The 22,673-nt window shown below is 55.1% G+C and carries 23 protein-coding genes; 11 read left to right on the top strand and 12 right to left on the bottom strand.

The window, feature by feature from the left end; all coding sequences use genetic code 11:
- Positions 1-25: 25 nt before the first annotated feature.
- Positions 26-631: a DsrE family protein gene (locus GC087_RS07390; protein ID WP_324030600.1), complete on the bottom strand. Its 606-nt coding sequence runs from the start codon at positions 629-631 to the stop codon at positions 26-28.
- A 745-nt stretch (positions 632-1,376) separates the two neighbouring features.
- Here GC087_RS07390 and GC087_RS07385 point away from each other — a divergent pair.
- Entirely contained in the window at positions 1,377-2,840 is a 1,464-nt protein-coding gene (locus GC087_RS07385; protein WP_033740854.1) for a beta-barrel assembly-enhancing protease, read from the top strand.
- A 5-nt stretch (positions 2,841-2,845) separates the two neighbouring features.
- Positions 2,846-3,193, top strand: a complete 348-nt coding sequence (gene arsC, locus GC087_RS07380; RefSeq protein ID WP_324030186.1) for an arsenate reductase (glutaredoxin) — start codon at positions 2,846-2,848, stop codon at positions 3,191-3,193.
- On the opposite strand, the gene hda is transcribed toward arsC, so the two are convergent.
- From hda to upp, 3 genes are all read right to left on the bottom strand, one after another.
- Positions 3,190-3,897, bottom strand: a complete 708-nt coding sequence (gene hda, locus GC087_RS07375; RefSeq protein WP_033740991.1) for a DnaA inactivator Hda — start codon at positions 3,895-3,897, stop codon at positions 3,190-3,192. The two genes, arsC and hda, sit on opposite strands and share 4 nt — an antisense overlap.
- Before the next feature lie 94 nt (positions 3,898-3,991).
- Complete coding sequence (gene uraA / locus GC087_RS07370; RefSeq protein ID WP_324030184.1) at positions 3,992-5,281, bottom strand: uracil permease; 1,290 nt, start codon at positions 5,279-5,281, stop codon at positions 3,992-3,994.
- A gap of 156 nt (positions 5,282-5,437) precedes the next feature.
- Entirely contained in the window at positions 5,438-6,064 is a 627-nt protein-coding gene (gene upp, locus GC087_RS07365; RefSeq protein ID WP_013026702.1) for a uracil phosphoribosyltransferase, read from the bottom strand.
- Positions 6,065-6,283: 219 nt separating this feature from the next.
- Between upp and purM the strand changes: the two genes are divergently transcribed.
- Both purM and purN read left to right on the top strand, forming a co-directional pair.
- On the top strand, positions 6,284-7,324 hold the full coding sequence (gene purM, locus GC087_RS07360; protein ID WP_033740857.1) for a phosphoribosylformylglycinamidine cyclo-ligase: 1,041 nt from the start codon (positions 6,284-6,286) through the stop codon (positions 7,322-7,324).
- On the top strand, positions 7,321-7,959 hold the full coding sequence (gene purN, locus GC087_RS07355) for a phosphoribosylglycinamide formyltransferase (RefSeq protein ID WP_006120462.1): 639 nt from the start codon (positions 7,321-7,323) through the stop codon (positions 7,957-7,959). The genes purM and purN overlap by 4 nt, the downstream gene beginning before the upstream one ends.
- Positions 7,960-7,987: 28 nt before the next feature.
- Here purN and pstB read toward each other — a convergent pair whose 3' ends face one another.
- Genes pstB through GC087_RS07340 form a run of 3 tightly spaced genes read right to left on the bottom strand, consistent with a single transcriptional unit; the run spans position 7,988 to position 12,495 of the window.
- Positions 7,988-8,755, bottom strand: a complete 768-nt coding sequence (pstB, locus tag GC087_RS07350; protein ID WP_039339941.1) for a phosphate ABC transporter ATP-binding protein PstB — start codon at positions 8,753-8,755, stop codon at positions 7,988-7,990.
- A 12-nt stretch (positions 8,756-8,767) separates the two neighbouring features.
- A complete protein-coding gene (gene pstA, locus GC087_RS07345) occupies positions 8,768-10,402 on the bottom strand; it encodes a phosphate ABC transporter permease PstA (protein WP_324030182.1) in 1,635 nt (544 codons plus the stop codon).
- The gene (locus GC087_RS07340; protein WP_324030180.1) at positions 10,399-12,495 is read right to left on the bottom strand and encodes an ABC transporter permease subunit; all 2,097 of its coding nucleotides are present in this window, start codon (positions 12,493-12,495) and stop codon (positions 10,399-10,401) included. Before GC087_RS07340 ends, pstA begins: the two co-directional genes overlap by 4 nt.
- A 154-nt stretch (positions 12,496-12,649) precedes the next feature.
- Between GC087_RS07340 and ppk1 the strand changes: the two genes are divergently transcribed.
- The 5 genes from ppk1 to mgtE all read left to right on the top strand — a co-directional run bounded on the left by ppk1 (position 12,650) and on the right by mgtE (position 18,721).
- Positions 12,650-14,710 carry a polyphosphate kinase 1 gene (ppk1, locus tag GC087_RS07335; RefSeq protein ID WP_006120467.1) on the top strand — a complete coding sequence of 687 codons (2,061 nt, stop codon included), beginning with the start codon at positions 12,650-12,652 and terminating at the stop codon, positions 14,708-14,710.
- A gap of 5 nt (positions 14,711-14,715) precedes the next feature.
- Complete coding sequence (gene ppx, locus GC087_RS07330; RefSeq protein WP_033740864.1) at positions 14,716-16,239, top strand: exopolyphosphatase; 1,524 nt, start codon at positions 14,716-14,718, stop codon at positions 16,237-16,239.
- Positions 16,240-16,280: 41 nt separating this feature from the next.
- Entirely contained in the window at positions 16,281-16,880 is a 600-nt protein-coding gene (gene tehB / locus GC087_RS07325; protein ID WP_006120470.1) for a tellurite resistance methyltransferase TehB, read from the top strand.
- 97 nt (positions 16,881-16,977) lie between these two features.
- Entirely contained in the window at positions 16,978-17,163 is a 186-nt protein-coding gene (locus GC087_RS07320) for a YfgG family protein (RefSeq protein ID WP_006120471.1), read from the top strand.
- Positions 17,164-17,287: 124 nt separating this feature from the next.
- Positions 17,288-18,721 carry a magnesium transporter gene (gene mgtE / locus GC087_RS07315; protein WP_033740865.1) on the top strand — a complete coding sequence of 478 codons (1,434 nt, stop codon included), beginning with the start codon at positions 17,288-17,290 and terminating at the stop codon, positions 18,719-18,721.
- On the opposite strand, the gene GC087_RS07310 is transcribed toward mgtE, so the two are convergent.
- Both GC087_RS07310 and GC087_RS07305 read right to left on the bottom strand, forming a co-directional pair.
- Complete coding sequence (locus tag GC087_RS07310; protein ID WP_324030178.1) at positions 18,718-19,227, bottom strand: helix-turn-helix transcriptional regulator; 510 nt, start codon at positions 19,225-19,227, stop codon at positions 18,718-18,720. The genes mgtE and GC087_RS07310 overlap by 4 nt on opposite strands.
- Position 19,228: 1 nt before the next feature.
- Entirely contained in the window at positions 19,229-19,492 is a 264-nt protein-coding gene (locus GC087_RS07305; protein ID WP_369974379.1) for a hypothetical protein, read from the bottom strand.
- A 187-nt stretch (positions 19,493-19,679) separates the two neighbouring features.
- On the opposite strand from GC087_RS07305, the gene GC087_RS07300 reads away from it, so the two are divergent.
- Positions 19,680-19,859: a GDFGVC terminal motif YodC-like protein gene (locus tag GC087_RS07300; protein ID WP_033740871.1), complete on the top strand. Its 180-nt coding sequence runs from the start codon at positions 19,680-19,682 to the stop codon at positions 19,857-19,859.
- A 98-nt stretch (positions 19,860-19,957) separates the two neighbouring features.
- On the opposite strand, the gene GC087_RS07295 is transcribed toward GC087_RS07300, so the two are convergent.
- From GC087_RS07295 to GC087_RS07285, 3 genes are all read right to left on the bottom strand, one after another.
- The gene (locus tag GC087_RS07295) at positions 19,958-20,731 is read right to left on the bottom strand and encodes a DUF3750 domain-containing protein (RefSeq protein ID WP_324030177.1); all 774 of its coding nucleotides are present in this window, start codon (positions 20,729-20,731) and stop codon (positions 19,958-19,960) included.
- Positions 20,732-20,817: 86 nt separating this feature from the next.
- Positions 20,818-21,132: a hypothetical protein gene (locus tag GC087_RS07290; protein ID WP_324030176.1), complete on the bottom strand. Its 315-nt coding sequence runs from the start codon at positions 21,130-21,132 to the stop codon at positions 20,818-20,820.
- A 39-nt stretch (positions 21,133-21,171) separates the two neighbouring features.
- The gene (locus GC087_RS07285) at positions 21,172-21,438 is read right to left on the bottom strand and encodes a hypothetical protein (RefSeq protein ID WP_324030174.1); all 267 of its coding nucleotides are present in this window, start codon (positions 21,436-21,438) and stop codon (positions 21,172-21,174) included.
- A 197-nt stretch (positions 21,439-21,635) separates the two neighbouring features.
- On the opposite strand from GC087_RS07285, the gene GC087_RS07280 reads away from it, so the two are divergent.
- The gene (locus tag GC087_RS07280; RefSeq protein ID WP_324030172.1) at positions 21,636-22,655 is read left to right on the top strand and encodes an alpha/beta hydrolase; all 1,020 of its coding nucleotides are present in this window, start codon (positions 21,636-21,638) and stop codon (positions 22,653-22,655) included.
- Positions 22,656-22,673: the final 18 nt, after the last annotated feature.

Genomic DNA, 22,673 nt, shown 5'->3' with positions numbered 1-22,673 from the left:
GCGGCGCGCACCGCCATCGCGAGACTTACAGCATCAAAAAGGCATAACCCTGGTTTTGCAGCGTGGCAACGGTGGTGCCGCTGGAGATCGTGTGGGTGACGCGCGTATCAATCCAGTCACGCTCGAAATGGTGAAACGCCACTGACTGATCGCAAATGGACACTTTCACGCCCGCCTTTTCCAGTGCGCTAATTAACTGAAGGTTAGGATTATCCACCCCGTACGCTTTATGAAACTGTTCATTATTCAGTGCGGCGGGAACGGCATCACTGTTAATTGACACGACGAAATTCAGTTTATTTAACGGTACACCTGCGGCGTAATAGAGATTCGTGACGCGTGCCACGCGCTCCAGCCCCAGATTAGGCCGACGAATATCGCCTTCACTGCGATTAATTTGAAAAACAATTTTATTACTGAGATCCGCTACCGTGCCGGGTTTATACGCGGGTGTATCCACATAATGTATTTTTCCATAGCCCTGAATGGCCGGAGTGCTCCAGTAATCACTGGGTTCTGTTTTACTGGCAACTTTACCGCTGACCTTGTCGACTAATACTGGCAACTGCATAACATTCCCGCCAATAAATCCCGCTACCGCCGCTACCACAATAAAGGCTGCTGGTCGCATCACTCACTCTCCTGCTGTTTAAATCTGATGTATACCGTGCTACCGCAACGTCGGCGGCTCCTGAAGATGACGGCGGCTTATCTATATCACAGTGGTACAGCGCGGAGAGCAGCTGGAATTCTTAATAGCATTTTGTCGGGACGGACATAAAATAAAAACGGAGCGTGATAAAAAGTATTTTTTATCGACCGTGTTTTTTCTTTCTTATTTAAGATGGTTCATAAAGCGTGTCACGGTTCGTGATTGGATAACGCGATTTCCTGGCGCTTCCTTGCCAGCCATAAATAGCCTGTCGGCAATAAAGGCATTTTCACCATCAATATTTTTAATTTACCTTTCTGATAATCGTTACGGTACAGGGCCTTTTTTTCAGAGAATACCTGGGAAAATGGCCAGTATGTTCAGTTTTTTTGTTGCTTTTCAGCGCGTCCGCCGTGTGGCTACCCGGCCCGCATGTCAGTCCGCGTGTATCTTTGTATGCGGCCCTTGCGTTTATGCCAACGTTGTCGGCCATTTTCATCCGGACAGGCTGTTATTCAGGCGCTTTGCAGATCATTGTACCGTCAAATTTTTTCGTCAGGTTTGAAGCATTATCACAATCCTGCCGCGCGGTGGGCGCGATAACGTCATTTCATTCTTCATGCCCTGTGGTTAAGATACGCAGAACGCCTCGCTATTCGTGGGTAAAACAGAACATATTAGCGGCTTACCTGTCCCATTCAGGGATTCATTACAGGATTCAGGCATGTTGAACCGGTTAAAAAAAACGCTGATTGCTGCGCTACTCCCTGCACTCACGTTATCCTGTCCGCTGACCTCGCAGGCGGATATCAGCGACTCCCTGCCGGATATGGGCACGACCGCAGGCTCTACGCTGTCGATTAATCAGGAGTTGCAGATGGGGGATTTCTATGTGCGGCAACTACGTGCCAGCGCCCCGCTGATTAACGATCCCCTGCTAAATCAGTACATCAATCAGCTCGGTCAACGGCTGGTTTCTCACGCGGACGCGGTTAAAACGCCTTTCCACTTTTTCCTGATTCAAAATGATGAACTTAACGCCTTTGCGTTTTTTGGTGGCAATGTGGTGTTGCACGCCGCGCTATTCCGCTTCACCGATACTGAAAGCCAGCTGGCCTCGGTGATGGCGCACGAGATCTCCCACGTGACGCAGCGCCACCTGGCGCGGGCGATGGAAGATCAAAAGCGCAATGCCCCGCTGACCTGGGTAGGGGCTTTGGGATCGATCCTGCTGGCGATGGCCAGCCCACAGGCGGGCATGGCCGCCTTAACCGGTACACTGGCGGGTACCCAGCAGGGCATCATCAGTTTTACGCAGAATAACGAACAGGAAGCCGACCGCATTGGTATTCAGGTTTTGCAGCGCGCGGGCTTTAACCCGCAGGCCATGCCGGACTTTCTGCAAAAACTGGCCGATCAGAGCCGGTTTTCTTCCAAACCGCCTGAAATCCTGCTGACTCACCCCTTACCAGACAGCCGTCTCGCCGATGCGCGCAACCGGGCAAACCAGATGCGCGCGGTGGTAGTCCAGTCTTCTCAGGACTTTTATCTGGCAAAGGTGCGCACGTTGGGCATGTATCCGACCGGCCGTAATCAACTGACCGATGAGTTACTGAACCAGTATGCCAACGGTAATGCACGCGAGCAGTTGGCTTCCCGGTACGGCAAGGCGGTGCAGTTTTTGCAGGCCAAAAACTATGGCGAAGCCAAAAGGATTGTGACGCCACTTTTGGCTAAGCAGCCTGAAAACGTCTGGCTGCTTGACCTGATGACGGATATTGATATCGGCCTGAATCAGCCACAGCAGGCCATTGCACTGTTGACCGCGACGCAGGCGGCTAAAACCAGCCCGGTCGTTCAGCTCAACCTGGCGAACGCTTATGTTGAAGCGAAGCAACCCGCCAATGCCAGCCGCATTCTGAACCGCTATACATGGACACACAAAGATGACACCAACGGATGGGATTTGCTGGCTCAGGCTTCAGCACAGCAGGGCCATACCGACGAAGAGCTGTTTGCCCGTGCCGAAAGTCTGGCCTTAAATGGTCAGATCGCTCAGGCCATCAGTGCCCTGAGCCAGGCCAGTGCCCAGGTGCCGCTGGGGAGCCTGAAACAGGCGCGTTATGATGCGCGCATCGATCAGTTGCGCCAGTTGCAGCAACGCTTTAAGCAATATCAGAAAGGATAAGCAGTATGGTGACGCTTTATCATAATCCCCGTTGCAGTAAGAGTCGGGAAACTCTGGCACTGCTGGAGCAGCGTGGCATCCAGCCGGTGATTGTGCGCTATCTGGAGACGCCGCCCGACAAAGCGACGTTGCAGATTCTGCTGCAGAAACTGGGCATGGAGAGCGCGCGTCAGTTGATGCGCCGCAACGAACCGACCTATACCGCCCTGGCGCCGGATCAGGCAGCGTTAAGCGAAAGCGCTTTGCTGGACGCGATGGTGGAAAATCCCATTCTGATTGAGCGGCCCATTGTGATCAATGGCGATCGGGCCCGCTTAGGCCGTCCGCCCGAGGCGGTACTGGCGATTCTTTAAAGTCCAAGCGTTTCTTTAACAAACGGGATCGTGAGTTTGCGTTGCGCACTGATAGAGGCGCTGTCCAGACGATCCAGCGTATCAAACAGCGTGCGCATCTCCCGATCCAGCCGCTTCAGTAAAAACCGGCCGACGTCTTCAGGCAGTTCGAACCCACGCAGTCCGGCGCGAAGCTGTAAAGCCTGTAACTTATCTTCATCGGAGAGCGGCTGCAGACGGTAGATTTGCCCCCAGTCGAGCCGTGATGCCAGATCGGGTAAATGCAGGTTCAGCTGACGCGGGGGACGATCGCCGGTAATAAAGAGCCGGGTATTGCCGGTTTCCAGGATGCGGTTATAGAGATTAAAAATCGCCATTTCCCAGGCTTCTTCTCCCGCGATGCATTCGATATTGTCGATGCAAACCAGCGGCAGTTGTTCCATGCCGTCCAGCACCTCTGGAACAAACCAGGTGCGCTTATCCAGCGGTACATAGCCCACGGCTTCACCACGCGCGGACATTTCAGCGCAGGCAGCGTGCAGCAGATGGCTGCGCCCTCCTCCTTCGCGCGACCAGAAGTAGAGATAGCTGCCATGTTGTTGGCTTAGCGCCCCCTTGATCGCAGCGATCAGCGAGGGGTTTTCCCCCGGCCAGAAGCTGGCAAAGGTTTCGTTGTCAGGTAGATAGAGTGGCAATGACAATTGTGCCGGCGTGTTCAGAAGCACCTCAGCAAGCGAACAGGCAAAAATCGGGGGCAGTCTATCATAGTTTTTGCGAAGAGATGAATCGGGCGTCCCTGCCCGCGTCTTCAGGCCTTCATCATGACGATGTGTCGCGTGTCTCTTCTGCATCAAGCACCACTTCTTCCGGGCGCAGCAGGGAAATGACGCGGAAAATCAACGCCAGCGCAACGCCAACCAGCGTCGCCAGCGCCATCCCTTTCAGCTCGGCGGCACCGATGTGCACTTTCGCGCCGCTGACGCCAATGATCAGGATCACGGAGGTCAGAATCAGGTTTTGCGCTTTGTTGTAGTCCACTTTGGATTCGATCAGGACACGAATACCGGAGGCACCGATGACGCCGTACAGCAGCAAGGACACGCCGCCCATGACCGGCACCGGGATCGCTTGTATAGCCGCTGCCAGTTTGCCCACGCAGGAGAGCAAAATCGCGAAAATGGCCGCGCCGCCAATCACCCAGGTGCTGTACACGCGGGTAATGGCCATTACGCCGATGTTTTCACCATAGGTGGTGTTTGGCGTGGATCCAAAGAAACCCGAAATGACGGTCGATAAACCGTTGGCGAACATGGAACGATGCAGGCCGGGATCACGGACCAGATCACGCTTAACAATATTGGCCGTGACCACAAGGTGGCCCACGTGTTCGGCGATCACCACCAGCGCGGCGGGCAGGATCGTTAACATCGCCACCCATTCAAAACGCGGCGTATAAAACGTCGGTAATGCAAACCACGGCGCACTTTCCACGCCGCGCCAGTCCACAATGCCCATAAAAGCGGAAAGCGCGTAGCCCATCAGCACGCCGATCAAAATCGGGATAATGGCCATAAAGCCACGAAATAACACCGAGCCAAAAACGGTGACGGCCAGGGTGACCAGCGAAATCAGCACGGTTGTCCCGTCAGGCGCATGACCTTCAGCAGGGAGCAGGCCCGCCATGTTTGCTGCGACGCCCGCCAGCTCCAGACCAATGACCGCCACGATAGCGCCCATTGCAGCAGGCGGAAACATCACATCCAGCCAGCCGGTACCGGCTTTTTTGACGATCAACGCGACCAGACAGAACAGCACGCCGCAGAGAATAAATCCCCCCAGCGCCACTTCGTAGCCCAGCGGCAGCAGGAGTAAAACAGGTGAAATAAAGGCAAAACTGGATCCCAGATAAGCGGGGATCTTGCCTTTACAGATAAACAGATACAGCAGCGTCCCGACACCGTTAAACAGCAGTACCGTAGCCGGGTTGATATGAAAGAGGATGGGTACCAGCACCGTTGCGCCGAACATGGCGAACAGATGTTGCAGGCTGAGCGGAATCGTTTGCAGTAATGGCGGCCGTTCGCTAACGCCGATAGCGCGACGAGTCATTAAAAGTCCCCTTGAGTTGATAGTCTGTTTTTGGTCAAAAAAAAGCCGACTCTCTGGTCGGCTGATGAAGGTTATTGGCTGTTGCGAAAAAAAGCGGCTCGGCCTGCGCCTGCAGGCTGACAGCAAGGTGCTGCATGAAGCCGCCTGAACAGGTCACTATTTGGTGCCGAAAATCTTATCGCCCGCGTCACCCAGGCCCGGAATGATGTAACCCTTGTCGTTCAGGCCCTGGTCCACGGAGGCGGTGTACAGCTCCACGTCCGGGTGCGCTTTCTCCAGTGCGGCAATGCCTTCTGGCGCAGCGACCAGCACCAGCACTTTAATGCTGCTGCAGCCGGCTTTTTTCAGGAGATCGATAGTGGCGATCATGGAGCCGCCCGTCGCCAGCATCGGATCGACCACCAGCGCCAGGCGCTCTTCAATGTTGGACACCAGCTTCTGGAAATAAGGTACAGGCTCCAGCGTTTCTTCGTCACGGTACACGCCTACCACGCTGATGCGCGCGCTGGGCACGTGCTCCAGTACGCCTTCCATCATGCCCAGGCCGGCACGCAGGATGGGCACAACGGTGATTTTTTTGCCTTTAATTTGATCAACCTGAACCGGGCCATTCCAGCCCTCAATGGTGACCTTTTCGGTTTCCAGATCGGCCGTGGCTTCATAGGTCAGCAGACTGCCCACTTCAGAGGCCAGCTCACGGAAACGCTTCGTACTGATATCATGCTCACGCATCAGTCCCAGTTTATGTTTGACCAGCGGGTGTTTAACTTCCACGATCTTCATTGTTGTTCTCCCGGAGTGAGTTGAGCTAAAAAAAAATCGCGGGATTATACCGCCTTTTTAACATCGCGCCACATGTGCTTGCGCAATCCACCGCATAAAATAAGGATTGATGAAAATTGTCGGGGACGCAATCTGAGACTCGCAAACGTTTGCCTGCGCTGATAGAATTGCCGCGCTTTATATTAAACCACCAACCGCAACTCGCGTGGGGACCTCGCAGTGACCGATAAGACCTCTCTCAGCTACAAAGACGCCGGTGTTGATATTGATGCTGGTAACGCTCTGGTTGACCGTATTAAAGGCGTAGTGAAAAAGACGCGTCGCCCGGAAGTCATGGGTGGACTAGGCGGCTTCGGTGCGCTTTGTGCGCTGCCGCAAAAATACCGTGAGCCTGTGCTGGTCTCCGGCACCGATGGCGTGGGCACCAAGCTGCGTCTGGCGATGGATCTCAAACGTCACGATGCCATTGGTATCGATCTGGTTGCTATGTGTGTTAACGACCTGGTGGTACAGGGCGCGGAGCCTCTCTTCTTCCTGGATTACTACGCGACCGGTAAGCTGGATGTGGACACCGCATCGGCGGTCATCACCGGTATCGCCGAAGGTTGTCTGCAGTCAGGCTGTGCGCTGGTGGGCGGCGAAACCGCTGAAATGCCGGGCATGTATCATGGCGAAGATTACGATGTCGCGGGCTTTTGCGTCGGTGTGGTTGAAAAGTCAGAAATCATTGACGGTAGCAAGGTTCAGGACGGTGATGTGCTGATCGCCCTGGGCTCAAGCGGCCCGCACTCAAATGGCTATTCCCTGGTGCGTAAGATTCTGGAAGTCAGCGGCACCGATCCGTTGGTTGAGCAACTGGAAGGCAAACCGCTGGCCGATCACTTACTGGCGCCGACGCGCATTTACGTCAAAAACATCCTCAGCCTGATTGAGCAGGTGGATGTGCACGCGATTGCTCACCTCACCGGTGGCGGTTTCTGGGAAAACATTCCGCGTGTCCTGCCCGACAATACTCAGGCGGTGATTGACGAGAAAAGCTGGCAGTGGCCTGCCGTGTTCGGCTGGATGCAGCAGGCGGGCAATGTCAGCCGTCATGAGATGTATCGCACCTTCAACTGCGGCGTGGGCATGATCATCGCGCTGAGCCCGGCTGACGCGGATAAGGCCGTTGACCTGATGCGTGCTGCCGGTGAAAACGCCTGGAAAATTGGTGTGATTAACGCCTCAGACTCGGAAGAGCGTGTGGTTATTCATTCATGAAAAAGCTGGTTGTACTGATTTCGGGTAACGGAAGTAACCTTCAGTCCATCCTCGACGCCTGTGCAAACGGGCGTATTCACGGCAGCGTCGCTGCCGTGTTCAGTAACAAAGCCTCCGCCTATGGTTTAGTTCGCGCGCAGGAGGCCGGGATCCCGGCAAAAGCGCTGGATGCACGTGACTTTAACGATCGCGACAGTTTTGATCGGCAGCTGATGCGTGAGATCGATGCGTATGCACCGGATCTGGTGGTGCTGGCGGGTTATATGCGCATTCTGAGTCCGGGCTTCGTGGCGCATTACTCTGACCGTCTGCTGAACATTCACCCGTCGCTGCTGCCGAAATATCCCGGTCTGCATACGCACCGCCAGGCGCTGGAAAACGGCGATAAGGAGCACGGTACATCCGTGCACTTCGTGACCGATGAACTGGATGGTGGCCCGGTCATTTTGCAGGCCAGGGTGCCGGTGTTTGCTGAAGACAGCGAGGCCGAGATTACCGAACGCGTTCAGCATCAGGAACATGCCATCTACCCACTGGTAATTAACTGGTTTACCGAAGGCCGACTGACCATGCGTGAGGGAAAAGCCTGGCTGGATGGTCATCCCTTACCCGCTCAGGGCTACGCCCACGATTAATGCTCAGGGAGCCAGGCTCCCTGCCCTTTCAACCGTAACGCCCGGTGATGTAATCTTCTGTCCGGCGCACCTGTGGTGTGGTGAAAATCCTGTCTGTGGTGTCAAACTCCACCAGCGATCCCTGATGCATAAAGGCTGTGTAATCCGACACGCGTGAAGCCTGCTGCATGTTGTGGGTGACCAGCACCAGCGTGAAATGCTGCCTGAGCGTACTCATCAGTTCTTCGATCACCAGGGTAGAAATCGGGTCCAGCGCGGATGTTGGCTCATCAAGTAACAGGACGTCCGGCTCAATCGCAATAGCGCGGGCGATAACCAGCCTTTGTTGTTGCCCCGTGGAAAGCGTCAGCGCATTCTGTGCCAGCTGATCTTTCACCTCGCCCCACAGCGCCGCCGCCCGGAGTGCCCGTTCACAGGCTTCATTCAGTACGCGCTTATCGCGCACCCCTTGCAGCCGCAGTCCGTACACCACATTTTCGTAAACCGATTTGGGAAACGGATTGGGCCGCTGAAACACCATCCCGACTCGGCGACGCAGCGCAGAGACATCCTGAGCAGGTCGCATAATCGACTGCTGATCCAGCAGAATGTCCCCTTCGATGCGGCAGCGATCAATCACGTCGTTCATACGATTAAAGCAGCGTAGCAGCGTTGATTTGCCACAGCCGGACGGGCCAATCAATGCGGTGATGCGATTTTTGGGCAGTTGCAGCGAGATATCCTGAAGCACCTGGCGCTCACCGTACCAGAGCGACAGATGATCAACGGTTAGCGCAATATCAGTTTCGGGCATCATAGTCATCGTCAGTTATTGAGTCATCAGGCGATAGCGTTCACGCAGGCGGTGACGCAGGCCCATAGCTAACAGGTTCAGCAACAGAATAATGAGCACCAGAAGCAGCGCCGTGGCGAAAACCAGCGGCCGGTCGGCTTCGGTATTAGGGCTCTGAAAGGCGAGATCATAGATCTGAAAGCCCAGATGCATAAATTTTCTGTCGAGGTGCAGGTAGGGAAACACCGCATCTATCGGCAGTTCCGGCACCATTTTAACCACGCCCACCAGCATCAGAGGCGCGGTCTCGCCTGCGGCACGTGCCACGGCCAGAATCAGTCCGGTTAACATGGCCGGAACGGCCATAGGCAATACCACGTTCCAGAGCGTTTCGGCCTGGGTCGCCCCCAGCGCCAGCGAGCCCTGCCGAAGACTGTCGGGAATGCGGGAAAGCCCTTCTTCCGTCGCGACAATCACCACCGGCAAGGTCAGCAGGGCCAGTGTCAGCGACGCCCACAGCAAACCGGGCGTACCAAATGTCGGGGCGGGCAAGGTGCTGCTGTAAAACAGTTGGTCCACCGTGCCGCCCACCAGCCAGACAAAAAAGCCCAGCCCAAATACGCCATAAACAATCGAGGGCACGCCCGCCAGGTTGACCACGGCGATGCGTACCAGACGGGTCAACGCGTTGCGTTCCGCATATTCATGTAGCCACAGCGCCGCGATAACGCCCAGCGGCATCACAACCACAGACATCAGCAGCACCATGAGCACCGTGCCAAATATCGCCGGAAACACGCCAAACTCGCTTTCCCCTTCGGCAGGCGAATCGCTAATAAAGCGCCACACCTGCTGGCAGAAATGCCCCATTTTTTGCATCAGGCTCATCGCGTTAGGTTGCCAGGCTTCCACAATCTGCGACAGAGGAATGCGGTGATCAGTGCCGTTCACATCGCGCAGAATCAGCGCATCACGCTGGCTTTCCGCTTGCAGACTGTTCAGCCTGTCATTGAGCTGAAGAAGGCGGCGTTGCAGCGCCGCCTGGTTGGCCTCATATTCTGACTGCGCCTGCAAATCGAACTGCTTTGCCGCGCGCTGATGCTCAGCCTGATCGTCCAACTGGTCCAGTTGTTCATTCAACCGGGCAATATCGACCCGACGCATCTCGCTGGCCTGCTGCTCGATAAGCTTTACCTGTTCAAGGCGCTGTTGCAGAAGCGCCATAATGTCTTTTGCCGTAAGAACATCATTCTCTTCCCGCAGGCCGACAAACCAGCCATAGGCATTCCCCTGACTGCGGCGCTGCAGCACCATCACGTCGTCCGGCTGGCTGACAATCGGTGCCTGCTGACTCAGCACCGCCCGAAAGTCAGGAGCGGCCCAGTCCCGGTTGCCTGTCTTAATCAGATAGCGATGTACGTCGCCCGGTTTGCCGTCTGACGCGGCGGCAGGCGCCGGATAATGCGATTGCCGCTCAAGCGTTTCGCCCAGTACACGGGTTTTGCTGCCATCAGGCAGTGTGAACTGATAGAGATCGACGCGATGGGGCCAGAACGCGCGCAGCCCCTGCCATCCCAGCAGCGCGATCAACAGGGTAAAGGCCAGTAAACAGACCGTCACGGCACCCGCCGTAAGCCAACGCCAGCGATCGTTTTGTCGTATCGACTTCATGCCTGCTCCTTATACTGGCTAAAACGCAGGCGCAGACGCTGGCGGATAAGCTCGGCAACCGTATTGATCATCAACGTGAAGACCAGCAGCACCAGCGCACTTAAAAACAGAATCCGGTAATGTGCGCTGCCAACGGCCGCCTCAGGCATTTCAATCGCGATATTGGCTGACAGCGTGCGCAGGCCACTGAACAGGCCGCCTTCAGTTTGCGGCGTGTTCCCGGTGGCCATTAAGAGAATCATGGTTTCGCCTACGGCCCGTCCGAAACCAATCATCAGCGCGGCAAAAATGCCGGCCGACGCTCCCGGCAGCACGACCCGCGTCAGCGTTTGCCACGGCGTGGCGCCCAGCGCCAGTGAGCCCTGCCCCAGCGACGCCGGAACGCTGAACAGCGCATCTTCCGCCAGCGTAAAAATCATCGGCACCAGCGCAAACCCCATCGCCAGCGCCGCTATCAGCAGATTACGCTGCGCGTAATGCGGCAGCCAGTCACCGGCATCCGGCACGATAAGCGTGGGTAGCCAGAGCGTTAACGCCGCGACAATAAGCAGCACGGGCAGCAGCAGGATAACCTCATGGCCCGGCTGCCGCCAGCGGGCCGGTAAGCGGCGGGCCAGAATACCGCAGCCAAGCAGACTGCCCGCCAGCGTGACCGGCAGCAACAGAATTCCTGTTAATGCCTGACCGACATGGGGCGCTAACCATAATCCGGCAATCAGCCCAATCACCACACTGGGCAGCGCCCCCATCATCTCTATCGCAGGCTTCACCCAACGACGTAAACCCGGTGCCATAAACCAGGCGGTGTACATCGCAGCAGCCAGGGCAAGCGGCGTGGCAAAAAGCAGCGCCATACTGGCCGCTTTCAGCGTGCCCACCACCATCGGAATTAAACTGAACTTCGCCTGATAGCTGTCTCCGGCATTGGTGGACTGCCAGACCCAGTCGGCTTTGGGATAGTTTTCATACCAGATTTTTTGCCAGAAGTTACGCCAGGTCACATCCGGCCAGGGATTGGTCAGTTTAAGGGTTTCCCAACCTGACGATCGCTCCAGCAACAGGCTGTCACCCTGCGGCGAAAACTGCGCCTGCAGGATGCCGGGTGCTAACTGGTGTTGCAGAATGGGCCCATCCTGTTTGCTGGCAAAGACCTTAAGCAGGCCGGTTTGATCAAAGGTAGCGAAAACCCGGCGCTGCGCCTCACTGACGATCAGACCCTGTCCGGCGCTGTGTGCGAACGTGCGGATGGCGTGCAGGCGCAGGCCGTTATCGCCAGCAATGGAAAACCATTGCGTAATACCGTGACTGTCCTGAATTAGCAGCGTTTGGCCTCCGGCCAGTAACTGCATATGTTGGGGCGCTTCCGGCAGCATCTGCGTTTCCCGCAGCCAGGCCCGCCCGTCATCGATTTGCCAGACCCGTAGCAGGCGGCCTTCGGTGGTGTACAGCAGGTCGCCTTTAGGCGAAAGCACCAGATGCGCAGGCTGCAGACCCGGCAGTTGGATGAGCGCAGCCTGGCGGTTAGTTTCCAGCGTTAACAGACTGACGCCCGCGTCAGTGAGCGCTGCAATCCGCCATTGATCGGGACGAAGTGTGGCGACAGCCATTTCTTTTACGTCGCCCTGGGGCAGACGAAAGCCGCTATCGCCCAACGGAAAATGCCACTCGCCTTCGCCTTTGCTTATCACCGGCTGCAACAGGGTTAAACTGCCCTGTGCGTTGAGCAGCACCATATTGCCATCGGCGCTCGTTACCACCTGTTGCGGCGCGGGCGTCAGCATCAGCGCGGGCTCAGGCGGTTGGCCATTCAGCGGTATAAATCGTGCCTTGCCATCACGACTGATACGCCAGCCAACGCTGCCTTTATTACCAATGGCCAGTGCGGGCGATGCATCCCAGAGCCGCTGATGACTGAGACTGTGCACACCCGGTGCGCTAAACAACGGCAGGACCACCCAGAGCAACCAAAAGAACAGCAGCATCATCAGTAACAGAATAGCGACCCCGCAGCACGTGACGAGGCGCCGCGTATAACGGTCAATAGCACGACGTCGGCGATCGCTAAACTGGACGGGAATATGGTTTACGCTCATGCGGCCCTGATTATGCGGCGAAAATGAGTCGCTATGTTGCCCGTAGCGGCTTGATAAGACAACTTTTGCTGTTGGACAAGCCTGCCATACTCTCGCCATAATGCTGATGGATACTGTAGCGTCGTCAGTCCTGCAACCGTCATACGGAGTGAGAATGGGTCAGGTAAAGCTTTATATTGAAAAAGAAATGAGCTGGTTGTGCTTTAACGAACGTGTTTTGCAGGAAGCGGCAGACAAAAGTAATCCGCTGATTGAACGTATGCGTTTCTTAGGTATTTACTCAAATAACCTCGACGAATTTTACAAGGTCCGGTTTGCCGACCTGAAACGACGCATCCTGATTGGCGAAGAGCAAGGCTCCGCCAGCACACCGCGCCACCTGTTGAAGAAGATTCAGCAGCGCGTCCTGAAATCGGATCAGGAATTTGATGCGCTCTACAACGACCTGTTGCTGGAAATGGCGCGCAATCAAATCTTTCTGATTAACGAACGTCAGCTTTCACCTAATCAGCAAAGCTGGCTGCGTCACTACTTTAAGCATGAACTGCGTCAGCACATCACGCCGATCCTGATTACCCATGAAACCGACCTGACGGAGTTTCTGAAAGACGATTACACCTATCTGGCGGTCGAGATCATTCGCGGCAGCGATATTCAGTACGCGTTGCTGGAAATCCCGTCAGACAAGGTCCCGCGTTTTATTAACCTGCCCGCGGAGCCGCCGCGCCGCCGCAAGCCGATGATCCTGTTAGATAATATCCTGCGCTACTGCCTGGATGATATTTTCAAAGGTTTCTACGATTACGACACGCTGAACGCCTATTCAATGAAAATGACGCGCGATGCGGAGTACGATCTGGTCACCGAAATGGAGTCCAGCCTGCTGGAACTGATGTCCTCCAGCCTGAAACAGCGTCTGACGGCAGAACCTGTGCGTTTTGTCTATCAGCGCGATATGCCGGATTCTATGGTGGCGCTGCTGTGCGACAAGCTGTCGATTTCCAACTACGACTCCGTGCTGGCAGGCGGACGCTATCACAACTTCAAAGACTTTATCGGGTTTCCTAACGTCGGAAAAAACAACCTGATTAACCGTCCGATGCCGCAGATTCGCCACATTGGTTTTGACGGCTTCCGCAACGGTTTTGACGCCATTCGTAATCGCGACGTCCTGCTTTATTATCCGTATCACACGTTCGAGCATGTGCTGGAACTGCTACGCCAGGCATCATTCGACCCCAGCGTGCTGGCGATTAAAATTAATATTTACCGCGTCGCCAAGCATTCCCGCATCATGGATGCGATGATTCACGCCGCCTATAACGGTAAGAAAGTGACGGTGGTCGTCGAACTTCAGGCGCGTTTCGATGAAGAAGCCAACATTTACTGGGCTAAGCGCCTGACAGAAGCCGGTGTTCACGTTATTTTCTCGGCGCCTGGCCTGAAAATTCACGCCAAACTGTTCCTGATTTCCCGTCGTGAAGGCGAAGAAATCGTGCGCTATGCCCACATCGGCACCGGTAACTTTAATGAGAAAACCGCGCGTCTGTACACGGACTACTCGCTGCTGACCGCCGATGCGCGGATCACCAATGAAGTGCGCCGGGTCTTTAACTTTATCGAAAACCCGTACCGCCCGGTGACGTTTGATCACCTGATGGTTTCTCCGCAAAACTCACGTCGGATGCTGTATGATTTGATCGATAACGAGATTGCGAATGCCCAACAAAAGCGCCCCAGTGGCATAACTCTTAAAATTAACAACCTGGTGGACAAAGGGCTGGTAGACAGGCTTTATACGGCCTCCAGCGTTGGCGTAAATGTTAATTTACTGGTTCGTGGGATGTGCTCATTGATTCCGGACTTGCCTGGGATCAGTGAAAATATTCGTGTGATCAGTATCGTTGATCGCTTCCTGGAACATGACCGCGTTTATATCTTTGAAAACGGTGGAGACAAGAAAGTGTTTCTCTCCTCGGCTGACTGGATGACGCGTAACATTGATTACCGTATCGAAGTGGCCGTGGCTATCCTGGATCCACAAATAAAGCAGCGCATTCTGGACATCATTGCCATTCAGCTCAGCGACACGGTTAAAGCGCGCGTCGTGGATAAAGAGCTGAGTAACCAATACGTTCAGCGCGGCAATCGTCGTAAGGTGCGGTCGCAAATGGCGATTTACGAATACATTAAGAAGCTGGAACAACCTGAATAACGCCTATGCCAATATCCCAAAAAAGTACGCCGAAACCTCAAGAGTTTGCGGCCATCGATCTCGGTTCAAACAGTTTCCACATGGTCATTGCCCGTGTGGTGGATGGGGCTTTGCAGGTATTGGGGCGACTGAAGCAGCGCGTGCATCTTGCTGATGGCCTGGATGCCAAAAATTACCTGAGCGAAGACGCCATGGAGCGCGGTCTGAACTGCCTGGCACTGTTTGCCGAACGCCTGCAGGGCTTTAATGCCAGCAACGTGACGATTGTCGGCACACATACGCTGCGTCAGGCGGTTAACGCTGAGACGTTTTTACAGCGCGCGGCAGAGGTCATTCCTTATCCAATAGAGGTGATTTCCGGTCACGAAGAAGCGCGCCTGATCTTTATGGGCGTCGAACATACGCAACCGGAAAAAGGACGCAAGCTGGTGATTGATATCGGTGGCGGCTCGACAGAGCTCGTCATCGGTGAAGATTTTGAGCCTCAGTTGGTCGAAAGCCGCCGCATGGGCTGCGTCAGCTTTGCCCAGCTTTACTTCCCTGGCGGCGAAATCAGCGTTGAAAACTTCCGTCGCGCCCGGCTGGCCGCCACGCAGAAGCTGGAAACCCTGGCGTGGCAATATCGTCTGCACGGCTGGCAATATGCCCTTGGTGCTTCCGGCACCATCAAAGCGGCCTGCGAAGTGCTGCTGGCGATGGGCGAGAAAGAGAAGCTGATTACGCCAGAGCGACTGACAAAGCTTTATGATGAAGTGATCAAGCATAAATCGTTCGCTGCGCTGAGTCTGCCAGGCCTGTCTGAAGAGCGCAAAAGCGTATTTGTTCCGGGGCTGGCGATTCTTTGCGGCGTGTTTGATGCGCTGGCGATTCGTGAACTGACCCTGAGCGATGGCGCGCTGCGTGAAGGCGTACTTTATGAGATGGAAGGCCGTTTCCGCCATCGGGATATTCGCAGCCGCACCGCTCAGAGCCTGGCGAATCACTATGCCATCGACAGCGACCAGGCGCGTCGAGTGCTGGAAACCACCGAGCAGCTCTATCTGCAATGGCGCGACCAGAATCCCAAACTCGCGAATCCTCAGCTGGCGGCGCTATTGAAATGGGCGGCGATGCTGCACGAAGTCGGCTTGACGATCAACCACAGCGGCATGCAACGCCACTCAGCCTATATTTTGCAGAACACCAACCTGCCGGGGTTCAACCAGGATCAGCAGATGCTGCTGGCAGCACTGGTCAGATTCCACCGTAAAGCCGTCAAAGTGGATGAACTGCCTCGCGTCACGCTGTTTAAGAAAAAACAGTTTCTGCCGCTGATATTCCTGCTGCGCCTTGGCACCTTACTGAACAACCAGCGCCAGGCGACTACACGTCCTGACGCGTTAACGCTGACCTGTGATGAGGGCCACTGGACGCTTACCTTCCCGGCGGGCTATTTCAGTCAAAATAACCTGGTCCAGCTCGATCTGGAGCGTGAGCAAAACTACTGGAATGAGGTCACCGGCTGGAAGCTGATTCTGGCAGAAGCCTGATTGTGCGGGCACTTGCTGCCCGCATTACCGAACGGATAATCATGACATTGCGAACCGATAACTATTTTTCAGAAACCTATGGCTTAACCCCTGTGCACTCGGAGGTGGCCGAGGCGCTGCCTAAACTGACACCAGGAAAAGCGCTTGATCTGGGGTGCGGAAGCGGACGTAATACGCTGTTCCTTAACCAACATGGTTTTGACGTGACGGCCTGGGATCACAATCCCGCCAGTCTGGAACGGCTCAATCAGATCATCGCCGCTGAAGGGCTGACCGGCATTCATACGGCGCTGCAGGATTTAAATCAGGTGCGTTTTAACGGGGCCTGGCAGGTGGTCATCTCGACGGTGGTCATGATGTTTTTGCAACCGGCCACCATTCCCCAGCTCATCGCGGATATGCAAGCCTGTACCGTGAAAAATGGCTTTAACCTGATTGTGGCCGCGATGAATACCGAGGATGCGCCCTGTCCGTCTGACTTCCCTTTCGCGTTTAAGTCCGGTGAGTTAAGCCATTACTACCGCAACTGGCACATTGTGAAATACAACGAAAACTGGGGACAGCTTCATCGCAAAGATGAAAACGGCAACCGGATTAACTGCCGTTTTGCGACCCTGCTGGCCCAGAAAGCCAGCTATTGATCCGTTGTATTTTTTTTAAACAGCGGTTGATTTACCCGGGCGACTGTGACTAAATATTGCTGTCGCCCGGTCCGGGTTATTACAGGAATTTCTTTGCGTGAACAGCGCCCTTTCTCCCCGAAGACGTAAAAAAAGCGTCAGTATGACGCGGGTTGTTTTACTCATCAGTTTTATCATTCTGTTTAGCCGTCTCGTTTTTATCCTGCCTGCGGCCTTCGAGCATCATCAGCAAAAGCAAACTGAATCCGCGCCTGCTATCCCGACGCTTTCCAGCAGTCGTTAATCCCTTACAGGCTTTTCGCTGACACATCCGCGCGCATTCCCGCCTGCGGGACGATTTTTTGCCTCCCTTTTTCAGTCAAAACGCTACACTTCGTGCAGGTGCTTTCAGACTAAAGGGATGCAATGTGTCTGCCTCACACACTCAACGTTTAAATGAAATTCGTCATCGTATTCTGACGCTGCTGCTCAATGAGCAGGGTCTCAGCGAGACACTACGGAATAAAGCCGGTCATCTCTCGCCTGAGCAGCAACGTGAAAATGTGATACATCGGGAAATTCTGCAACAAGACATCGACCAGCTCCATGCGGCTGACCTGGCCGACATCCTTGAAGCGTTGCCTGAAGAAGCCCGCCTGGCGCTCTGGAGCCTGGTGCCGCCGGAAAAACGCGGCCATGTGCTGGTTGAAGCGTCAGAAACCGTCTGGGACAGCCTGACCGACGAGATGAGCGACCGCGATATTCTCCAGGCTATCGCGCCGCTGGATATTGACGACCAGGCCTGGCTGGTGCGCTATCTGCCGCGCGGCCTCACCGGGCGCTTACTGACCTCCCTGGAGCCCAAACTACGGGCGCGTATTCTGAGCGTGATGAAGTTTGACCGCGATCGCGTGGGTCGGGTGATGGACTTCAATATCCTCACTGTACGCGAGGACGTCACGCTGGCGACCGTGCAACGGTTTTTGCGCAAAGGCAAAAGCATGCCCGACGGCACGGACAAAATCTTCATTACCAATGAACAGAATCAGCTGCTCGGCGAACTGCTGTTGACGGATATCCTGCTGAATAAACCCAAAACCCTCGTGAGCGAGGTGATGAATCCCCATCCCACCACCTTTCAGCTGGACGATAAAGCCGAAGACGCCGCCAGTGCCTTTGAACGCTATAACCTGATTTCCGCAGCGGTGACGGACGCCCAGGGCAAGCTCATTGGCCGTATCACGATTGAAGATGTGGTCGACCTGGTAAACAAAGAAAATGAAAGCAACATCCGCAAAATGGGCGGGATCAGCCAGGAAGAGGATGTCTTTGCTCCGGTCCGTAAGTCGGTGCGAAATCGCTGGGCCTGGCTGGCCATCAACCTCTGCACAGCCTTTATCGCTTCCCGCGTGATTGGGCTGTTTGAGGGCACTATCTCACAGATTGTCGCGCTTGCGACTTTAATGCCGATTATCGCCGGCATCGGCGGCAATACCGGTAACCAGACCATTACCATGATTGTCCGCGCCCTGGCGCTGCATCAGGTTGAACCGGGCAACTTCTCGTTTCTGTTTAAGCGAGAAATTGGCGTCGCCCTGATTAACGGCCTGTTCTGGGGCGGGATTATGGGTGCCATCACCTGGCTCATGTACAGCAATATGGCACTGGGCGGCGTGATGATGCTGGCGATGGTGCTGAATCTTTTGCTGGCGGCCATCATGGGCGTGATGGTGCCGCTGGTAATGACCAAAATGAAACGCGATCCCGCCGTGGGCTCCAGCGTTCTGATTACGGCCATTACCGATACCGGTGGCTTTTTTATTTTCCTGGGCCTGGCGACGCTTTTCCTGTTGCCGCACTAGGGCTTAGTTTTTTGGTAACCGTAGCGCTGCACGGAACCCAACACGTTAAGCCGACGGGTTACCTGCGCCAGTTCGCAGGTGACCGCGGGTAGCTGGTAGTGATTGCGCTGCCCCAGCCACTCCAGCACGTCGGCTAAATGCCAGATAGCAGTTTTGCCATCATGCACCGGCAGTGGAAACTGTTTGCTGTGCGTCAGCATCAGTTTGCGCATATTTTGACGCGACACGCCAATAAGGTCAGCCACATCGGTTAAGCCGACAAAGTCCGGTGCCGCTTCGATCATGACCGCGCCAGGAATGGCAACCTGAACATCCCGGATCGCACTGTCGATCGCATCGCTGGCCGACATCGCCTGGCGGGTAAACTCCAGCGCCAGCTTGCCAGCGGTTCCCGCGCCCACCAGCGCATCATCGCATCCTGCCTCGGCCAGTTTTTCCAGTAGTATATCAATGGATGCTGGCGTTTCAGGCAGTTCAAACCGCAAGGTGAAACAGTATTCCGTCATGTTAATGCCCTCGCTTGCGTTTTTTTATCTCACTACAGTTATCTACGACGCGCCGCAATGCTTTTGCAGGGTTCGTCGCGCTTTTTGGTGTGTGCCAGATACAGGTCAGACAAAATTCCCCACACCGGCATGTCTCAAGATTTGAGGGGCAATACAGCTTTCCCCATGCATGATGACCGGAGGCAATAACCCGCCATCCGTAAGATTCTGCGTAACGTAATGCTGCCTCAATCTCTTTATTCGGGTGCCGCTTTCTGTCCACCATGGCGCGTAGCATTCCTTATATTTTCACGGTTGTCAACTGACAACCTTGCGGTATTTTTGTGATGTGCGGACAGGATGCGAGCAGTCGGACGGCAGGTAAAACGGGTTGTGTCTAAAATGGAAAAGGCCGCGCAAAAAATGCGAGGCTGCGATGCCAGACATAACCATCAGAAAACAACGGAGGAAATATGTTTAACCCTGATGACCTGGTTCAGTCGAAAACGGGCGGTCCTAAAATGGTCGTGCTGCGTGCAGAAGGCGACACGCTTTGGTGCGCGCGCGTAGATGATGCCAGCAAAAAGGAAATTGAAATTAAAGCAGACAGCGTGAATCTTTATCACGAAGATGGCGATTTCGGCGTCTGCTGACCGTTTCTGCCGGGACGCGCTAACCTGTGGGCCGTTAGCGCGTCAGGGCAGACAAGGGCAGGACGTCAATGCGCCCGACACCTCACCCTGGCCGGCAATCAGGGATGATCATGTTGCAGGTTGTTATGCCCTACACCGCCGATAAAAGGCAGGCGCAGCTGAAACGGCGCAAATCCGACGCCAGCACTCAGCCCTAACAGATTAAACTCCACGCCCTCTTGCACGCCGATCGTTACGCCCGCCACGCCAAGCAGGGACAGTTGAACCCCGCGCCCTGAAGGCGGTAAGCCAACCGGACGCCATAATGGCCGATAGTCTTTCCCCAGAGCGTTAGCAGGCAGATTCAGTTTCAGCGCGGGCACGTTGCGCCCAATGTGCGCCATAAAAGTATTACTGTTCGGTCCGGGCCAGGCATGATAGGTCGTGGGCCAGGGATAGGTTTTGATGGCGGCTTCAATCTGCGGAATCAGGTTCTGCGCTTCAGGGCCACGGTGCTCCACCAGCAAACGCGGTTTTGCACCGTACCAGTAACCATCAGGCAAAGAGGCATTGCGCCTTACCTTATCGCCACTGCCCCAACTGATGACTTCATAACGCGTATAGCGGGTTTCACCTGCGCGTTTAAAAATAATCCACGGATGCACCGCAACGGCACCCTTCCAGCCATAGGTCGGTGCGGCATAAACCTGAATGATGGCCTGACTGGCGTTAACATGCGGATCGGGAGCGAGCCCTGCCGAATCCCGCCGGGCAGTTGCCCAGCCGCCCTGATTCAGGGCATCAGCGCCGCGCGTCGCCTGCGCCAGACTGGCCGCGAGCGACAGCATAATGACGGTAAGAAAGCAGAGACAAAAAATTTTCAGGATCAGCATGAGGGTTCCCGGGGATCAGAGACAGGCTGTTATAGTGCAATAAAGCACCGGCTTTGACTTCACTTCGCCTGCGGCGGCATGACACGTTAGCTGCCCCTGGCACGGTAATGTGAATACAGTTGCCCAAAGAAGGCTGCGGTGCGTAGTATCATAAGCATCGCCCCCAGCGGCAGGCTATACAGACTGAACCAGCCTGAAACGCCCATCCTGTAAAGGAGCTGGCCGGTATCGTATCCCAGAATAAAGCAGGGATACGCGCGGCTCTCATTCAGCGGACAACCGGCCACACTGGCAACCTGCCCTGCCGTAAGCGCGATGATCAGCGGCGAGCATCCCATTAACACATAAATCAGCATTTCTGCGCTGAAACGCATGGCAAGGTGACGCAAAGGTTTTTGCACAGTTTTCCTCCCCCCGGTTACGCCAGTGCGCTAAGGGGACTAACCGCTGGCCTGATCCGCAATGCGCTGCAACCAGTCCCGGTAGCGCGGTTGTACTTCTGGCAAAAGCAGTTTACCGAGCGCGTCAGTCTCCCCCTCGACACCGAACATTTTCCATATCAGCGGCGCAAGCGCGGCTGTTGCACTGCCCTGATTTAACTCGGCTCGATCAAGACGTACCAATAATGGATAGCCTGTTCGCGAACGTAGCGGCTTCAACATGAGTGTGGCGCGCAAAAAAACAGCAGGCGTTAAATTATCACCCACCGTTTTAAGCCACTAATAAACAGAGTTATTTTTTATTCCGCCCCCGCTATTTGGCGCTGTTTTGGCGCGTTCATCCCACCGTGAGACAGTAAAAATTTAGATCGTTCACTATTTAGTTGTTTACAAGATGATAATTCACTGGCATTGTAGCCAAACTAAATAGCACACTACTTAATAGCAAACACAAGGAAACCCCAATGAAAGTGAAACTCACCGCAGGTGCTTTACTGTTAGCCAGCCAGATGACATCAGCATGGGCCAGCCCGGCCGAAAACGCATCGGAGCCCACCGTTGGCGTGGCGGCATTTCTTCACGCGCTTAACAGTAGCGGCGGAAAACCGATTGAAACCTTATCCCCTAAAGAAGCCCGCGCGGTGCTTACAGGGGCGCAGAAAGGTGCCGCGCTGCCGCCTGCACAGATTTCTGAAAAGACCATTACGGCACTGGGTAAACCGCTGACGCTGACAATAGTCAAACCAGCCCATGCCGCTGGCGTACTGCCTGTGTTTATGTTTTTCCACGGCGGTGGCTGGGTGCTGGGTGATTTTCCGACACATGAACGTCTGGTACGCGATCTCGTGAATGAATCCGGTGCTGCGGCCGTGTTTGTAAACTACACGCCTTCGCCGGAAGCGCACTATCCGGTCGCCATTACCCAGGCTTACGAGGCAACAAAATGGGTAGCCGAACACGGCGCTGAAATTGGGGTGGACGGTAAGCGCCTGGCTCTGGTGGGGAACAGCGTAGGCGGAAATATGGTTGCCGCCGTTGCGCTGCAGGCTAAGCAGAATAAAACCCCGGCTATTCGCTACGATGTAATGCTGTGGCCTGTCACCGATGCAAACTTTGACGATGCTTCTTATAAGCAGTTTGCCAATGGCTACTTCCTGACCCGTAACATGATGAAGTGGTTCTGGGACAACTACACCACCTCAGAAAAAGATCGGAACAGCATTCTGGCCTCGCCGCTGCGCGCAACCAAAGAAGAACTGGCGGGTTTACCGCCGACGCTGATTCAGACCGCCGAACTGGATGTCCTGCGCGACGAAGGGGAAGCGTTTGGCCGTAAACTGGACGCGGCCGGCGTGCCGGTAACCGTTACCCGCTACAACGGCATGATCCACGACTTTGGTTTGCTGAATGCCCTGAGTAAAGAGCCAACGGTACGCACAGCGATAAGCCAGGCGTCCGTGGAGCTGAAGGAACATCTTAAGTAAGCATTGCCCGACCGGGGA

It is taken from the genome of Pantoea sp. JZ2, assembly GCF_035191405.1.
Classification (GTDB): domain Bacteria; phylum Pseudomonadota; class Gammaproteobacteria; order Enterobacterales; family Enterobacteriaceae; genus Pantoea; species Pantoea stewartii.
Note: the sequence above shows the minus strand (reverse complement) of the source record. Positions and strands in the feature narration are given on the sequence as shown.

Coding starts and splice junctions, on each gene's coding strand:
- GC087_RS07390 (WP_324030600.1), bottom strand. CDS start 631: ATGCGACCAGCAGCCTTTATTGTGGTAGCGGCGGTAGCGGGATTTATT.
- GC087_RS07385 (WP_033740854.1), top strand. CDS start 1,377: ATGTTGAACCGGTTAAAAAAAACGCTGATTGCTGCGCTACTCCCTGCA.
- arsC (WP_324030186.1), top strand. CDS start 2,846: ATGGTGACGCTTTATCATAATCCCCGTTGCAGTAAGAGTCGGGAAACT.
- uraA (WP_324030184.1), bottom strand. CDS start 5,281: ATGACTCGTCGCGCTATCGGCGTTAGCGAACGGCCGCCATTACTGCAA.
- upp (WP_013026702.1), bottom strand. CDS start 6,064: ATGAAGATCGTGGAAGTTAAACACCCGCTGGTCAAACATAAACTGGGA.
- purN (WP_006120462.1), top strand. CDS start 7,321: ATGAAAAAGCTGGTTGTACTGATTTCGGGTAACGGAAGTAACCTTCAG.
- pstB (WP_039339941.1), bottom strand. CDS start 8,755: ATGATGCCCGAAACTGATATTGCGCTAACCGTTGATCATCTGTCGCTC.
- pstA (WP_324030182.1), bottom strand. CDS start 10,402: ATGAAGTCGATACGACAAAACGATCGCTGGCGTTGGCTTACGGCGGGT.
- GC087_RS07340 (WP_324030180.1), bottom strand. CDS start 12,495: ATGAGCGTAAACCATATTCCCGTCCAGTTTAGCGATCGCCGACGTCGT.
- ppk1 (WP_006120467.1), top strand. CDS start 12,650: ATGGGTCAGGTAAAGCTTTATATTGAAAAAGAAATGAGCTGGTTGTGC.
- ppx (WP_033740864.1), top strand. CDS start 14,716: ATGCCAATATCCCAAAAAAGTACGCCGAAACCTCAAGAGTTTGCGGCC.
- tehB (WP_006120470.1), top strand. CDS start 16,281: ATGACATTGCGAACCGATAACTATTTTTCAGAAACCTATGGCTTAACC.
- GC087_RS07310 (WP_324030178.1), bottom strand. CDS start 19,227: ATGACGGAATACTGTTTCACCTTGCGGTTTGAACTGCCTGAAACGCCA.
- GC087_RS07305 (WP_369974379.1), bottom strand. CDS start 19,492: ATGGTGGACAGAAAGCGGCACCCGAATAAAGAGATTGAGGCAGCATTA.
- GC087_RS07300 (WP_033740871.1), top strand. CDS start 19,680: ATGTTTAACCCTGATGACCTGGTTCAGTCGAAAACGGGCGGTCCTAAA.
- GC087_RS07295 (WP_324030177.1), bottom strand. CDS start 20,731: ATGCTGATCCTGAAAATTTTTTGTCTCTGCTTTCTTACCGTCATTATG.
- GC087_RS07280 (WP_324030172.1), top strand. CDS start 21,636: ATGAAAGTGAAACTCACCGCAGGTGCTTTACTGTTAGCCAGCCAGATG.